This is a genomic window from Escherichia albertii NBRC 107761 = DSM 17582, assembly GCF_000759775.1.
GTDB classification, from domain to species: domain Bacteria; phylum Pseudomonadota; class Gammaproteobacteria; order Enterobacterales; family Enterobacteriaceae; genus Escherichia; species Escherichia albertii.
The window spans coordinates 13156-27952 of sequence record NZ_BBMY01000056.1 but is presented as its reverse complement, the minus strand read 5'-3'; the positions used below and the strand labels follow the sequence as shown (position 1 = coordinate 27952).

General features: G+C 52.7%; 14 protein-coding genes and 1 pseudogene. 3 read left to right on the top strand and 12 right to left on the bottom strand.

Going from position 1 to position 14797, the window contains the following annotated elements; all coding sequences use genetic code 11:
* The coding region (yhgN, locus tag EA14781_RS11850) for an NAAT family transporter YhgN (RefSeq protein ID WP_052514810.1) at window positions 1–504 on the top strand (504 nt) is incomplete at its 5' end.
* Window positions 505–560: 56 nt separating this feature from the next.
* Here yhgN and gntU read toward each other — a convergent pair.
* The 5 genes from gntU to EA14781_RS11825 form a co-directional block, all read right to left on the bottom strand.
* Complete coding sequence (gene gntU / locus EA14781_RS11845) at window positions 561–1901, bottom strand: gluconate transporter (protein ID WP_000210093.1); 1341 nt, start codon at window positions 1899–1901, stop codon at window positions 561–563.
* Complete coding sequence (gene gntK, locus EA14781_RS11840; RefSeq protein WP_000108322.1) at window positions 1901–2431, bottom strand: gluconokinase; 531 nt, start codon at window positions 2429–2431, stop codon at window positions 1901–1903. Before gntK ends, gntU begins: the two co-directional genes overlap by 1 nt.
* Window positions 2432–2567: 136 nt before the next feature.
* Complete coding sequence (gene gntR / locus EA14781_RS11835) at window positions 2568–3563, bottom strand: gluconate operon transcriptional repressor GntR (RefSeq protein ID WP_000730266.1); 996 nt, start codon at window positions 3561–3563, stop codon at window positions 2568–2570.
* A gap of 93 nt (window positions 3564–3656) precedes the next feature.
* On the bottom strand, window positions 3657–4352 hold the full coding sequence (gene yhhW / locus EA14781_RS11830; protein WP_000639816.1) for a quercetin 2,3-dioxygenase: 696 nt from the start codon (window positions 4350–4352) through the stop codon (window positions 3657–3659).
* A gap of 122 nt (window positions 4353–4474) precedes the next feature.
* On the bottom strand, window positions 4475–5512 hold the full coding sequence (locus EA14781_RS11825; protein WP_000236262.1) for an oxidoreductase: 1038 nt from the start codon (window positions 5510–5512) through the stop codon (window positions 4475–4477).
* A 455-nt stretch (window positions 5513–5967) separates the two neighbouring features.
* Between EA14781_RS11825 and yhhY the strand changes: the two genes are divergently transcribed.
* Window positions 5968–6456: an N-acetyltransferase gene (yhhY, locus tag EA14781_RS11815; protein WP_002460223.1), complete on the top strand. Its 489-nt coding sequence runs from the start codon at window positions 5968–5970 to the stop codon at window positions 6454–6456.
* A 62-nt stretch (window positions 6457–6518) separates the two neighbouring features.
* Here yhhY and ggt read toward each other — a convergent pair whose 3' ends face one another.
* The gene (gene ggt, locus EA14781_RS11810; RefSeq protein WP_000620922.1) at window positions 6519–8264 is read right to left on the bottom strand and encodes a gamma-glutamyltransferase; all 1746 of its coding nucleotides are present in this window, start codon (window positions 8262–8264) and stop codon (window positions 6519–6521) included.
* A 119-nt stretch (window positions 8265–8383) separates the two neighbouring features.
* Between ggt and EA14781_RS11805 the strand changes: the two genes are divergently transcribed.
* Window positions 8384–8752: a DUF2756 family protein gene (locus EA14781_RS11805; protein ID WP_000825988.1), complete on the top strand. Its 369-nt coding sequence runs from the start codon at window positions 8384–8386 to the stop codon at window positions 8750–8752.
* On the opposite strand, the gene ugpQ is transcribed toward EA14781_RS11805, so the two are convergent.
* The 6 genes and pseudogenes from ugpQ to EA14781_RS11775 form a co-directional block, all read right to left on the bottom strand.
* On the bottom strand, window positions 8739–9482 hold the full coding sequence (gene ugpQ / locus EA14781_RS11800) for a glycerophosphodiester phosphodiesterase (RefSeq protein ID WP_000073580.1): 744 nt from the start codon (window positions 9480–9482) through the stop codon (window positions 8739–8741). The genes EA14781_RS11805 and ugpQ overlap by 14 nt on opposite strands.
* Window positions 9479–10549 (bottom strand): sn-glycerol 3-phosphate ABC transporter ATP binding protein UgpC, encoded by a 1071-nt coding sequence (gene ugpC / locus EA14781_RS11795; protein WP_000907814.1) that lies wholly within the window; start codon window positions 10547–10549, stop codon window positions 9479–9481. The genes ugpQ and ugpC overlap by 4 nt, the downstream gene beginning before the upstream one ends.
* A 1-nt stretch (window position 10550) precedes the next feature.
* Window positions 10551–11396 carry a sn-glycerol-3-phosphate ABC transporter permease UgpE gene (gene ugpE / locus EA14781_RS11790; RefSeq protein ID WP_000572188.1) on the bottom strand — a complete coding sequence of 282 codons (846 nt, stop codon included), beginning with the start codon at window positions 11394–11396 and terminating at the stop codon, window positions 10551–10553.
* Window positions 11393–12280, bottom strand: a complete 888-nt coding sequence (ugpA, locus tag EA14781_RS11785; protein ID WP_000099274.1) for a sn-glycerol-3-phosphate ABC transporter permease UgpA — start codon at window positions 12278–12280, stop codon at window positions 11393–11395. The genes ugpE and ugpA overlap by 4 nt, the downstream gene beginning before the upstream one ends.
* 97 nt (window positions 12281–12377) lie before the next feature.
* On the bottom strand, window positions 12378–13694 hold the full coding sequence (gene ugpB, locus EA14781_RS11780; protein ID WP_000803590.1) for a sn-glycerol-3-phosphate ABC transporter substrate-binding protein UgpB: 1317 nt from the start codon (window positions 13692–13694) through the stop codon (window positions 12378–12380).
* Window positions 13695–14042: 348 nt separating this feature from the next.
* Window positions 14043–14788: pseudogene (locus EA14781_RS11775) on the bottom strand (PLDc N-terminal domain-containing protein).
* Between the last annotated feature and the right edge of the window lie 9 nt (window positions 14789–14797).

The following is a 14797-nucleotide window of genomic DNA, read 5'->3' as shown; positions in this document are numbered from 1 at the left end:
ACAGAGCCAAAACGACGCAGGGCAATCATGGTGCGTGAGTTGCTTATTGCTCTCCTGGTGATGCTGGTGTTCCTGTTTGCGGGTGAGAAAATTCTGGCATTTCTTAGCTTGCGGGCAGAAACCGTCTCTATTTCTGGCGGCATCATTCTGTTTCTGATTTCCATTAAGATGATTTTCCCCAGCGCCTCAGGAAACAGTAGTGGGCTTCCGGCAGGCGAAGAACCGTTTATCGTGCCGTTAGCAATTCCGCTGGTCGCCGGGCCGACTATTCTCGCCACGCTGATGTTGCTGTCTCACCAGTACCCTAACCAGATGGGTCATCTGGTGATTGCTCTGCTGCTGGCCTGGGGCGGGACATTTATCATCCTGTTACAGTCATCGCTGTTTTTACGTCTGCTGGGTGAGAAAGGGGTAAATGCATTGGAACGTCTGATGGGATTGATTCTGGTAATGATGGCAACCCAGATGTTCCTCGACGGCATTCGGATGTGGATGAAGGGGTGACGGGAAAAGTTTCCCGGAAGACGCCCGGTAGCGTCAGAACTACCGGGCAAACAGACTTAACTCAGCAACTGAAATGCAATCATCCCGACAATGGCGCCGACAGTGCCGAGGATGGTTTCCATCATGGTCCAGGTTTTCAGCGTTTCGGCTTCGGTCGCGCCGGTAAATTTACCGAACAACCAGAAACCAGCATCGTTAACGTGACTGACAACAATCGAACCCCCAGCGATACAAATCGACAGCGCAGCCATTTGCGCACCAGAGAAGTTCAGTTGTTCAATCACTGGCATCACCAGCCCTACCGCCGTTAAACAGGCAACGGTGGCAGAACCCTGAATGATGCGCACTGCAGCAGCCAGCACGAAGCAGGTAATCGCAATCGGCAGGCCCATTCCGGTTAACGCTTCGCCCAGTGCCGGACCGACGCCAGAGTCAACCAGCACCTGTTTGAAGACGCCGCCCGCACCAATCACCAGCAGAATGATCCCCGCCGGTTGCAGCGCGTGACCGCAAATCTCCATCACTTTGTCTTTTGGCATACCCTGACGCATTGCCAGACCGTAAATTGCCACCAGACAGGCAACCAGAATCGCAGTGAACGGGTGACCGATAAACTCGAACCATTCGTAAGCGGTAGAGCCCTCCGGCACAAAACGCGCGGCAATCGTCTTCAACCCTACCAGCACCAGCGGCAGCAGGATCAGCGACAGGCTGAATCCAAAAGACGGCATTTTACCCTCGCCAAGATGCGGCTCTGTAATATCGTCAGGAATATGCAGCTCAACGTAACGGCTGATGAAGTTACCCCATAGCGGGCCCGCAATAATCATCCCCGGGATCGCCGCGCACAGGCCAATCAGGATCATCCAGCCAAAGTCGGCGTTCATCTGCGATGCCAACAGCATTGGCGCGGGTCCCGGCAGTAAGAATGCCGCCGCGGCTGCAACGCCCGCAAACAGTGGGATCACCAGCTTCACCAGGTTCGTTCCGGTATGGCGAGCCATTGAGAACGCAACGCTAATCAACAGGACAATGGCCACTTCGAAGAACAGCGGCAGCGCGCAGACCAGGCCCGCAAGGCCAATGGCATAATGCGCGCGATTGTGACCAAAGGATTTGAGCATTTTGACGGCAATCTGATCGACTGCACCGGTTTCATGTAAGATCTTGCCAAACATGGCCCCCAGCGCGACAACGACCGCCAGGAAGCCGAGGGTGCCTCCCATCCCCTTTTCCATTGTCGCTGCGATTTTATCGAGCGGCATACCGGAAAAAAGGCCAGCCCCCATAGACACCACCATCAAAGCCAGGAAAGCGTGCATACGCGCTTTCATGACTAAAAACAGCAGCAGTAAAACAGACCCTACTGCTGTTAAAACAAGCGTTAATGTAGTCACTACTTATTGCCTTTTTTAATAACCTCAATGGTGCTTGCCACAACACCTTCCAGCGGTTGATCGATATCTACCACCAGTACATCGGTTTCGTCCGCACCCGGTTCTTGCAGCGTTTCAAACTGCGTCACCAGCATTTGGGTTTTAAAGAAATGGCCTTTGCGCGCTTTCAGACGGTTTTCAATCACATCAAAATCGCCCTTCAGATAGATGAAAGAGAGATTTGGATTGCCTTCACGCAGCAGGTCGCGATAGTGCTTTTTCAGCGCGGAACAGACGATCAGTGACACTTTATTGGTTCGCTGCATGGCAAACGCGGCATCGTTCAGCGCCTGTAGCCACGGCTTACGATCGTCATCATTCAGCGGTTGGCCGGACGCCATTTTTTCGATATTGCAGCGCGGATGGAGGAAATCGCCATCCAGAAACGCGGCATGAAGTTGATGCGCCACTTCACTGGCGACTGCAGATTTGCCGCTGCCCGATACGCCCATCAGAACGTAAATGTGGTGATCATGGTTAGTCGTGCTCAAAGTGGTGCCCCTACAGTACAAGAAAGAAATGTTACGGGTAACTGTTATCGGTAACATTGTCCAGCCGGACAAAATCAGAAGCAATATCCATCCGTGCCTTAAGTGTATAAGTGTGAGCTACTTCAAATTTGTGGACTTAAATAGATCCGCCCGGTGACAAGGTGAAACCTAAATCTAACATTTTCGGCGTCACTGTTTCGCCACGAATACGCGCCAGCAGGCGTTCAGCGCCAATGCTGCCCATTCGCTCACGCGGCGTCAGTACGCTTGCAAGACGGGGCTCCATCACCTGACCAATATCGTGGCCGTGGAAACCAGCAATCGCGATATCATCCGGGATTTTTAAGCCCAGACGCTGGCATTCAAACGCCGCGCCGACGGCAAGGTCATCGTTGGTACAGAACACGCCATCCAGTTGCGGATATTCCCGCCGCGCCTGGCGAATCAGCTCGATACCGGATGAGTATGAAGAAGATTGCTCGACCATCACGCTATACGGCACCAGGCCGGCATCCAGCATCGCCTGTTCGTATCCCTTCTGTTTGATGATGGTACGTTCGTCGAGGCGCGCCCCCAGATAAGCCACATGTCGATGTCCGCGGGCAATGATGGCTGTGGTCATCTGGCGTGCCGCTTCAAAGTTATTAAAACCGACGGCAATATCGAGACACGGCGACTGGCTGTCCATCAACTCCACCACCGGGATCCCCGCCACCTCAATCATTTTTAAGGTACGCGGCGTATGGGTACGTTCAGTCAGGATCAGCCCGTCGATATTCCACGAGAGCATCGATTCGAGGCGTTCCTGCTCCATTTCCGGCTTATAACCGTAGTGGGCCAACATGGTTTGATAACCGTGGGCGTCGGTAACACTTTCGATGCCGCGTAATACTTCGGCGAAAACCTGATTAGTCAGGGAAGGTAACAGGACGCCAATCGCCCGGCTGGTGGCGTTAGAGAGGATATCGGGCGCGCGATTGGGAATATAGCCCAGTTCATCAAGAGCGGCGGCAATCTTGCCACGTAGAGCGACGGAAACCTGCTCCGGGTTACGCAAAAAGCGGCTGACCGTCATTTTGGTCACGCCTACACGGTCAGCCACATCCTGAAGTACGGGTCTTTTCTTTTTCATCGTCCTGAAAGGTACAAAAGGGATAGATTCCTACAGTTTACCACGGACGCATAAGAACCTTCCCGATTCCTCGGGAAGGTTTGTGAGATTAATTTAGACTGGCGGTAAATCGAACAGCAGGATTTCACTGTCGCTATCAGCATGGATGGAGATTGCCTGCTCATCCCAGATTGCCAGACCATCGCTGGTCGAAGCTTTCACACCGTTAATGGTGACATTGCCTTTCACCACCTGAATCCAGACGCGGCGTTCAGCGGCAATCTGATGCACCGATTGCTCATCTTTCACCAGCGCCCAGCGGTACAGTTCCATATCCTGATGCACTTTCAGCGAACCATCACGCGCATCCGGCGAGAGCACCAGTTGTTTGCCTTGCACGGCATCGAAGCGACGCTGTTCATAACGCGGCGTAATGCCGTTTTCTTCTGGCATGATCCAGATCTGATACAGATGCAGACGCTCGGTGCTGCTTGGGTTGTACTCTGAGTGACGAATCCCCGTACCCGCACTCATAATCTGGAACTCGCCCGCGGGAACCTGCTCTTTATTGCCCATGCTGTCCTGGTGCTCAACAGTACCTTCCAGCACGTAGGTCAAAATTTCCATATCTTTATGCGGGTGAGTACCGAAGCCCTGCCCTGCTTCAATCACGTCGTCGTTAATCACGCGCAGTGCGGAAAACCCCATAAAGTTCGGATCGTAATAATTGGCAAAAGAGAAAGTATGCCAGGAGTCCAGCCAGCCATGATTAGCATGACCGCGTTCATTTGCTTTGCGTAAGTAGATCATTTGTATTCGCCCCCTGAATGATTTCGATGGGCTTAGTGTGGACCCGATCTGCCTGGGATGATAGAGGGTGAAAATTGACCCCTCTGTTCAAAAAAATTGAACTAAATAAGGGGCCATAAAACTTACTTAGCGAGAGTTACCGTGGAGGGAGACGCTTGCTCAAAACCGCGTTCAAGGATTTCCAGATTAGTAAGAACTTCAGATTCCTTGACGTAATTTGGTGCACAGTTGGTGATGGTTTGATACAACGCATCGTAGACGCGCCCGTAATCGCCCATCTCCGGCGTCATCTCTTCTCTGACCGTCACGCCCTCGTCATTGACATACTCCAGCACACCGACCGAATCATCCGCTGCGAATCCCGGTTCGCCCGGCATAATATTAGCTTTCAGGCTGGTTTCCTGCTGGTCGATGCCGTATTTAATAAACGAACCTTTCTTACCGTGAACGATAAATTTCGGATAATCGATTTTCACCAGATGACTGGTTTTGACGATCGCTTTCAGGTCACCATAAAACAGCTGCGCTTCGAAGGTATCGTCCGGGTTGGCCTTATTACGCAGGCTGCGGATGTCATAAGCGACATGATCCGGGCGACCGAACAACGAAATAATCTGGTCCATCGTATGCACACCAAGGCCATAGAACGCGCCATCCGGCGGTAGCCCAGGTTTGGTTTCTGCCACCGGGCGGTAATAGTCAAAATGGCTTTCCACTTCAACAATTTCTCCCAGCTTGCCGCTTTCAATCGCTTTTTTCGCCGTCAGGAAGCAGGAGTCAAAACGACGATTCTGATATGGCGTGACGGTCAGCCCTTTGCTTTTCGCCAGCGCAAAAAGTTCTTTCGCCTGGGCAAGCGTCGGAGTGAACGGTTTTTCGACCAGCACATTTTTCCCGGCCTCCAGCGCGCGCTTCGCGTACTCGAAGTGGCTGTCCGCATGAGTGCAGACGACAACCAGCTTAACGTCGGGATCATTTAATACTTCGTCGAGATCGCTGGTGAAATGGATATGGGAATAGATGGGGGCTTGTTCTTCCGGTTTTGCATGGCGGCGAAAAATATGCGCGACATGCCAGCTATCCTTGCGGTGAAGTACATACGGCAGATGGTAACGGGTGGTGCTTTTGCCGAAGCCAATAAAGGCGCAGTTGATGACCATGATTTCGTCCTTTTTAAGGGGGTTAGTTACACCTTAGCGCAAAGCGGACGTGGTTCCTATGCTCATGCTTCAGTACGTCAGATTGTTGGCATAGTGCGCGTTGTTCATGCCGGATGCGGCGTGAACGCCTTATCCGACCTACGGTTCAGGACGATGTGTAGGCCTGATAAGCGTAGCGCATCAGGCGATTTCGCATTTGTCTCAACACGAGAAACACTCCCCGTGGACAAAATGACACGCAAAAAAAAGCCAGCACCCGGCTGGCTAAGTAATACTGGAAGCAATGTGAGCAATGTCGTGCTTTCAGGTTCTCCGCGAGGGTCTTCCTGATCGCGAGACAATAATAATCATTCTCATTCGCACTTGTCCAACACTTTTTGCAAAAAAATGCCGTTGACTCCTATTTGAAAGTCAATGATGTTGAAAGGGACATTAACCCCAAAGAGGACAGAGGAATGAGTGAGATAGTGATACGCCACGCTGAAACGCGCGATTACGAGGCCATTCGGCAAATCCACGCCCAGCCGGAGGTGTATTACAACACACTACAGGTGCCTCATCCTTCCGATCATATGTGGCAGGAGCGACTCGCCGATCGTCCCGGCATCAAGCAACTCGTCGCCTGCATTGATGGAGACGTCGTGGGTCATCTCACTATTGACGTGCAACAGCGCCCACGTCGTAGTCATGTTGCTGATTTTGGTATCTGCGTTGACTCGCGCTGGAAGAATCGCGGCGTCGCCAGCGCTCTGATGCGAGAAATGATTGAAATGTGCGACAACTGGTTGCGGGTAGAGCGCATTGAGCTAACGGTATTTGTCGATAACGCGCCAGCAATTAAGGTCTATAAAAAATTCGGCTTTGAGATTGAAGGGACTGGCAAGAAGTACGCGTTGCGTAATGGCGAATATGTTGATGCGTATTATATGGCGCGGATGAAATAGAGAATTTGCAATCTAAGGTTGTTATTTAAGCCCTCTCCCGGTAGGCGAGAGGGCTTAAGAGATTAATACCCCGCGGTTAAATCATCCACCGAGCGCGGGTCAGATGCGCCGTACAACTCGCCGTCCGGCCCAACCATAATACTTTGCGTACTGCCCATCGCCTCTTTCAGCGCCACTTTCTGACCTTTTGCTTCCAGCAGCTTGATCGTATCCGGGCTAAATCCTTTCTCGACACGCAGCTCGTCCGGCAGCCATTGATGGTGGAAACGTGGCGCATTGGTCGCTTCGGCGACGTTCATTCCATAATCGATACTGTTCACGACCATTTGCAGCACAGTGGTGATAATTCGACTCCCACCTGGGCTACCAGTCACCAGCCAGGTTTTACCGTCTTTCACCACAATAGTTGGTGACATCGACGACAGCGGACGCTTATTCGGCCCGACGGCGTTAGCATCACCGCCCACCAGCCCGTAAACGTTCGGCACTCCCGGTTTGGCAGAGAAATCACCCATTTGGTTATTAAGCAAAATACCGCTCTCGCCCGCGACAATGCCCGTACCAAAGGTGGTGTTCAGCGTATAGGTCACCGCCACTGCGTTACCGTCTTTATCCACCACTGAGTAATGGGTAGTTTGATTACTCTCATAAGGCGCAAGCTTGCCGGGGCGAATCTCGCTGGACGGCTTCGCTTTATTGATATCGATTTGATCGGCAATGGATTTGGCATAGGCTTTATTGGTCAGCGCCTGCCACGGGACTTTGACAAAATCCGGGTCGCCAAGATATTCCGAGCGGTCGGCGTAGGCATGTTTCTCGGCTTCTGCCATGATTTGCATCGCATCGGCACTGCCAAAGCCGTATTTCTTCATATCGAAGTTTTCCAGAATATTGAGGATTTGCACAATATGAATCCCGCCGGAAGATGGCGGTGGCATGGAGTAAACCTGATACCCGCGATAATCGCCGCTTATTGGTGTGCGTTCGACCGCTTTATATGCGGCTAAATCTTCTTTGCTGATCAAGCCACCGTTTTTCTGCATCTCCTGGGCAATCTGTTCCGCTATCGTGCCTTTGTAGAATTCATCCGGGCCGTTTTCGGCAATCATCTCCAGGCTCTTTGCCAGGTTCGCCTGCACCAGCTTGTCGCCCTTTTTCAGCGGCTCGCCCTCTTTCCAGAAGATAGCCTTGCTGTTTTCGTGATTTGGCAGCACTTCGCTACCGTAGGTTTTGAGATCGTCAGCCAGCGCGTCATTAACAATAAAACCATCGCGTGCCAGTTTAAACGCCGGCTGCACGACTTTGTTCAGCGGCATGGTGCCATATTTATCCAGCGCCAGTGAGAAGCCCGCGACCGTGCCCGGCGTGCCGGAGGCCAGATGCGAAGTGAGTGATTTTTTGTTGTCCGGGTTGCCCTGATCATCAAGGAACATATCGCGGGTCGCTTTGGCGGGTGCCATCTCACGGAAATCGATAGCGGTGGTATTGCCATCTTTAGTGCGGATCAGCATAAAACCGCCACCGCCCAGATTCCCCGCCTGCGGATGCGTTACCGCCAGCGCGTAGCCCACCGCCACGGCGGCATCAACGGCATTCCCGCCCTGCTTAAGAATATCCACCCCCACCTGAGTGGCAGTAGCATCCACAGACGCCACCATCCCTTGTTTCGCACGTACAGGATGGAAAACATCTTCTTCCACACCATATGAAACGGGCGACGGCGCAGGCGGTGCAGCGATAACACTAAAACAACATCCTGAGAGCAGAGCAGCGATAGCCACCCGGCGTAAAAACGTCGGTCTTATCATCGTTATTCTCCAGAGATTAAGGGGCAGCCCCAGCTAAGCCTGGTATATAACTCTGAATTGATCCTGATGATTACAGGAAAGGAGTAAACTTAAGAGATATCTTCAGAGGAGGATACGCGATGAAACGACTTCTGATTCTTACGGCACTGTTACCGTTTGTCTGCTTTGCACAGCCCATTAATACTCTGAATAATCCGAACCTGCCGGGGTATCAGATCCCCAGCCAGCAGCGGATGCAAACCCAAATGCAAACGCAACAAATCCAGCAAAAAGGGATGCTAAACCAGCAACTGAAAACACAGACTCAGTTACAGCAACAGCATTTAGAAAACCAGATTAATAGCAACTCCCAACGGGTATTGCAGTCACAGCCGGGGGAACTAAATCCCGCCCGGCAGCATATGCTGCAAGAGAGGAGAAACGGCGACATGCTGAATCCGCCCAGCACGTCGCAACCTGACATACCGCTGAAAACTATTGGGCCGTAAAGTTCGGACCAATCACGTCAATCGCATCAGTACAGATGCAATCCACGCCCCAGCGCAGCAACTCTGCCGCGCGCTGGGGTTTGTTGACGGTATACACCAGAATCCGTAATCCCGCGTCTTTCAACTGCATCACTCGCGCTTTATCGAGTAACTTATAATTGAGATGAATGGAGACGCAGCCCAGCCGCATGGTCAGTTCGCGCCAGTCGTTGCGCCACTCATCAAGCAACAAACCGCGCGGCAGTTCTGGTACTGCCTGTTGTGCAGCTTCTAAAGCATCAATCTCAAACGATGACAGCAGCGGCGGCGTCATACCAGCCCACAGATCGCGTGCCGCCAGTGCCACCCTTTTGCCCGTCAACGGCCCGGTGCCGGTGGTGGGTTTGATTTCAATATTCGCCATCATCCCGTATTCACGGCAGCGTTCCGCTACTTGCGAAAGCAACGGCAGCGGCTCGCCTTTAAACGCTTTGCCGTACCAACTGCCTGCATCCACGCGCAGTAAATCCTGCCAGTTCAGTTCGCCCGCCACGCCCCAGCCATTGCTGGTACGTTCGAGATTGTCGTCATGGAGCAGGAAGATCTCACCATCTTTCGATAACTTCGCGTCAAATTCGATCATCTTATGACCGTATTTTGCCCCCACGTCGATTGCCGCTAGGGTGTTTTCCGGGGCCAGTTTACCGCCGCCACGATGGGCGACGATGCGGGGATAAGGCCAGTTACTCATACTCGTTGTCCTGTTTCACCATCAAAAAGATGTAGCTGATTTTCCGGCAGATGCAGCCACAGCGAACTGCCTGCCGTCGGGCGTTCCTGATGCGCCAACCGCACCACCAGCTTCTGTTCGCCCCAGCGCCCGTGCGCCAGATTATCTGCGCCGAGGATCTCCAGCGTGTCCATCACCAGTGGTATGCCGCCTTCTGCCTGCGAGCTTAACGCAATATGTTCCGGGCGAATGCCGAGGGTCATTTTACGTCCGGCATACTGACGGTAGCCACCGTTTAGCGGCAGCGCAATGCCGCCGTCCAGTTCGAAATGCGTGCCTGCGTTATTCACGCGGCCTGCCAGCAGGTTCATCGCCGGACTGCCGATAAAACTCGCCACAAACAGACTGGCGGGCTTTTCGTAGACTTCTACCGGTGTGCCAATCTGTTCGGCAACGCCGCCATTCATCACCATTACCCGCTGAGCAAGCGTCATCGCCTCAACCTGATCGTGGGTGACGTAGAGCGATGTCGTTTTCAGGCGGCGGTGTAACTGTTGTAATTCAAGGCGCATCTGCACGCGCAGCTTAGCGTCGAGGTTAGAGAGTGGCTCATCAAACAGGAACACTGCCGGCTCGCGCACAATCGCACGCCCCATCGCCACACGTTGGCGCTGACCGCCGGAAAGCTCGCGCGGGCGGCGCTTGAGCAGGCCATCCAGCTCCAGAATTCGCGCCGCTTCTTTGACGCGCTCGGCTATTTGTTGCTTGCCCATGCCGCGAATTTTCAGCCCCCACGCCATGTTTTCTTCGACGTTCATATGCGGATAGAGCGCGTAGTTCTGGAACACCATCGCAATCCCGCGATCTTTCGGCTCCATTTCAGTGACACGCTTGCGGTCAATCCAGATATCACCCGTCGTTACCCGCTCCAGCCCGGCGACCATGCGCAGCAGCGTGGATTTCCCGCAGCCAGACGGCCCGACCATCACGATAAATTCGCCATCCGCCACATCAAGGGTCAGCGGTTTTATGACCTGGGTTTTGCCATCCCAGCTTTTGGTTACTGCCTGTAATTTCAGTCCTGCCATCTTATTTCTCACTATCGACCAGGCCACGCACAAAGGCACGCTGCATCACTAAAACAATCACAACCGGAGGGATTAGGGTTAACAACATTGCCGCCATCACCGAGTTCCATTCCGTGGTGCCTTCGCCAGTGGCGATCATCCCTTTAATCCCTGCCACGGTGGTGCCGAGATCCACGTCGGTAATAATCAACAACGGCCACAAATACTGGTTCCAGCCGTAAATAAAGGTGATCACAAACAGCGCCGCCAGATTGGTTTTCGACAACGGAAAAACGATGTCGCAAAAGAAACGCATTGGTGACGCGCCGTCGATCCGCGCGGCTTCCACCAGCTCATCCGGCAGCGTCATAAAGAACTGGCGGAACAGGAAGGTGGCGGTCGCCGAGGCCATTAATGGCAGCGTTAAGCCAGCGTAGCTGTCGAGCATTTTCAGGTTGGCGATGACTTCCACCGTCGGGAAGATACGCACTTCAACCGGCAGCATCAGGGTGATAAAAATCATCCAGAAGAAGAGGTTACGTAGCGGAAAACGAAACCAGACAATGGCAAATGCTGAGAGCATCGAAACGGTAATTTTGCCGAGCGTAATGCTGAACGCCATCACGAAGCTGTTAAGCAACATCCGCCAGAACGGCGCGCTATTCGTGCCGACTCCGTTTACCCAAATGTTGTGGATGTTTCCCAGCAGATGCGTGCCGGGGACGAGCGTCATCGGCGCGGCGTAGACTTCTTGTTTATCCAGCGTCGCCGCGACAAACGCCACGTACAGCGGGAAGAGGATCACCGCGATCCCAAGGATCAGCATGGTATGGCTGAATATTGTCAGCCACGGACGGTTCTCAATCATTGGTAACGCACCTTGCTTTCAACATAGCGGAACTGCACCACCGTCAGCACGATGACGAGGAACATCAACACTACCGACTGCGCGGCAGACGAAGCCAGATCCAGTCCAGTAAAGCCTTCACGATAGATCTTATAAATCAGCGTCGTGGTGGCCTGTACTGGCCCGCCAGACGTGGCGGCGTCGATCACCGGGAAAGTGTCGAAGAATGCATACACCAGGTTTACCACCAACAAGAAGAAGCTCACCGGGGCGATAAGCGGCAACGCAATCTTAAAGAAGCGGCGAATTGGACCTGCGCCGTCGATGGCTGCGGCTTCAATCAACGAACGGGGAATGGATTGCAGCGCGGCATAGAAGAACAGGAAGTTGTAGCTGATTTGCTTCCACACCGAGGCAAATACCACCAGAAACATCGCCTGACCGCTGTTTTGCGCATGGTTCCAGTCGTAACCGAACTCAGCAAGAAAATGGGTAATCAGCCCGCGACCTGGGTTAAACAGGAAGATCCATAATACGGCGGCAACGGCGGGAGCCACGGCATACGGCAGCAGCATTAAGGTTTGATAGAAGCGGCTGCCGCGCACGATGTACTCCACCAACGCCGCGAAGAACAGCGACACCAGCAAACCGCTGACGGTGACAAAGGTGCTGAATTTTATCGTCGTCCAGAAGGCGTCGAGATAGTAACTGTCATGGAACAGCGCGACGAAATTATCCAGGCCGACAAACTGGCTGGAGAAACCAAACGGATCGACGCTTTGCAGCGAGTACCACAACGCTTCGCCCGCAGGCCAGATAAAAAAGATAACGGTGATGATGAGCTGCGGCGCGACCAGCAAATAAGGCAGCCAGCGCGAGCGGAACACCGGACGGGATGATGACATTACGGTTAATTCCTGAACTGTGCCGGATGCGCTTCGCTTATCCGGCCTACACGCGATGACAGGTCAGATAAGCAAAACACATCCGGCATTTCACTGGTTAAGACTTCGTCGATTTCTCAAAGCGGCGCAGCAACTGATCCCCACGCTCAACGGCGGTATCCAGCGCCTGCTGTGGCGTCTTCTTACCGGTCCACACGCTCTCCAGCTCTTCATCCACAATCACGCGGATTTGCGGCATGTTGCCCAGACGCAGCCCTTTGGTGAACGGCAACGGCGGCTTGTTCAGCATCTGACGCGTGGCGATATCCGCCCCTGGGTTTTTCTCGTAAAAGCCTTGTTCACGGGTCAGGTCATAAGCCGCTTTGGTGATTGGCAGATAACCGGTTTTCTGATGCCACTCGGCAGCGTTTTCCGGCTTCGCGAGGAAGTCGAGGAACTTCGCCACGCCGATGTAAGTTTCTTTATCTTTGCCCTGCATCACCCACAGACTGGCTCCGCCGATAATGGCGTTTTGCGGCGCATCTTTCGCGTCCGCGTCGTAAGGCATCATGCCGACACCGTAGTTAAATTTGGCGTACTCACGAATGTTGGCAAGAGAACCTGAAGAGGCGGTCGTCATCGCACAATCACCGTTGTAGAACTTCTCGGTGGATTCATCCTTACGCCCGACGTAGCTGAAATCACCCTTCTTGTTCATCTCTTCGAGCATGGCGATGTGTTTCACCTGCTCCGGCTTGTTGAACTCCAGCACGGCATCTGTGCCATCAAAGCCGTTGTTTTTGCTGGCAAACGGCAAACCGTTCCAGGCGCTAAAGTTTTCCAGTTGGATCCAGCCCTGCCAGCCGCTGGCGTAGCCGCACTTCATACCAGAGGCTTTCAGTTTCGCGGCATAGTCCGCCAGATCCTGCCAGGTTTTCGGCGGCTGTTCCGGGTCTAACCCCGCTTTCTTGAAGGCGTCTTTGTTGTAATAGAGAACAGGAGTCGAGCTGTTGAACGGCTGGGAGAGTAAGTGTCCGGTTTTGCTGTCGGAGTAGTAACCGGAAATCGTTGGCACAAACTGCGACTCATCGAAGTTAATCCCCGCCTCTTTAAACACGTCATACACCGGTTTAATGGCTTTCGACGCCATCATGGTGGCGGTGCCAACTTCATAAACTTGCAAAATAGCCGGAGCGTTGCCGGTGCGGAATGCGGCAATCCCCGCACTTAAATTCTGTTCGTAGTTGCCTTTATAGGTCGGTACGATTTTGTAATCCGGGTTTTCGGCGTTAAAACGCTGGGCCAGAGAGTCCACCTCTTTACCCAGTTCCCCTTCCATAGAATGCCAGAACGGAATAGTCGTCACTGCCTGCGCATTTGCCATTAAAGCCACTCCGAGCGCCAGTGCTGAAGCTGTATAACGTAACGGTTTCATTGATTATCTCTCTTGTTGTACCGAATGCGTGAATTCACGCGTTTTATGCTCGCGGGGTAACATGACATGCTCGAATTACAGAAAAATAACTATTTTGTTACATTTTTAAGATAGTAAGGTGTCAGAGAGATGACAAGGCAGTGACGACGCGGGGAAAGGAAAATGGGAGATGGGGCACGGATAAGCGGGAAAAAGAGAAGATCTGTGTCAAACGCTACAGATTGTAGATAACGTGTTTATCGTTTCATGCCGGATGCGGCGTAAACGCCTTATCCGGCCTACAGGAGCGATATTTTCCAATTTTAACAAAAGGTTACCCACAGACAGGTCTAACAGCAAAGACAATTTTTATCGCACCACACTCTGCTTCAGCCGTTCATTGGCGGTCTTAATCCATTCCCGGTGGTGTTTTCTATAATGAGGTCTTGAACGTTTAGCCGTATCAACCACAGCAACATACTGCTCATTGGCTTCACGGAGTCGGTTCATTTTTGCCAGCATCTCCGCATAATAAATACGCGCCTGCGGGCCTGAGTAATAGAAATTAATACCTCAAACTCACTTTCCGCATCAGTATATTTTTCCTGTGCCGCTAACGCTCTGGCAAATAACAGATGCCCTTCTGCCGACTGAAAATCAGGGTTATAGCGCATCACATCTTCCAACGTCTGCTGACAGGCGGCGAACTCCTGAATGGCAAATTGCGCCTGCGCCAGACTTAACATCATTACCGCTTCATGGGCGAATATCCCGCCTAACGCCTGCTGATAATGGGGAACAGCTTCGTGGTAGCGTTCGAGGCGCGCCAGTTCGTTGGCAAGTTGATAGTGGTTTTGATTCGTCTCGGCAATCGCCAGCTCTTCGGTTAATTTGCGCAGGTGGCGTTCCGGGTTGATTTTGTCCTGCAAACGCATCAGCAAGGAACGCCCATGACGGTCAGCTCCGGTTTCTGGCAACATCACTAGGACAAAATATGCCACGCAGCCAATCACCGGAAAAAAGAAGATGATAAAAATCCAGTATCGCTCTTGTCCGGTACGATAAGCGTGAATACAGCACAGCAGTTCAAGCATAACGATAACAGCATAATGCATGGGAGGGAC

What these genes read in the sequence shown, in the direction of transcription:
- ugpC (WP_000907814.1), bottom strand. Translation starts at nt 10,549, where the DNA reads ATGGCAGGACTGAAATTACAGGCAGTAACCAAAAGCTGGGATGGCAAA.
- ugpA (WP_000099274.1), bottom strand. Translation starts at nt 12,280, where the DNA reads ATGTCATCATCCCGTCCGGTGTTCCGCTCGCGCTGGCTGCCTTATTTG.
- yhhY (WP_002460223.1), top strand. Translation starts at nt 5,968, where the DNA reads ATGAGTGAGATAGTGATACGCCACGCTGAAACGCGCGATTACGAGGCC.
- EA14781_RS11825 (WP_000236262.1), bottom strand. Translation starts at nt 5,512, where the DNA reads ATGGTCATCAACTGCGCCTTTATTGGCTTCGGCAAAAGCACCACCCGT.
- yhhW (WP_000639816.1), bottom strand. Translation starts at nt 4,352, where the DNA reads ATGATCTACTTACGCAAAGCAAATGAACGCGGTCATGCTAATCATGGC.
- ugpE (WP_000572188.1), bottom strand. Translation starts at nt 11,396, where the DNA reads ATGATTGAGAACCGTCCGTGGCTGACAATATTCAGCCATACCATGCTG.
- ugpB (WP_000803590.1), bottom strand. Translation starts at nt 13,694, where the DNA reads ATGAAACCGTTACGTTATACAGCTTCAGCACTGGCGCTCGGAGTGGCT.
- ggt (WP_000620922.1), bottom strand. Translation starts at nt 8,264, where the DNA reads ATGATAAGACCGACGTTTTTACGCCGGGTGGCTATCGCTGCTCTGCTC.
- EA14781_RS11805 (WP_000825988.1), top strand. Translation starts at nt 8,384, where the DNA reads ATGAAACGACTTCTGATTCTTACGGCACTGTTACCGTTTGTCTGCTTT.
- gntR (WP_000730266.1), bottom strand. Translation starts at nt 3,563, where the DNA reads ATGAAAAAGAAAAGACCCGTACTTCAGGATGTGGCTGACCGTGTAGGC.
- ugpQ (WP_000073580.1), bottom strand. Translation starts at nt 9,482, where the DNA reads ATGAGTAACTGGCCTTATCCCCGCATCGTCGCCCATCGTGGCGGCGGT.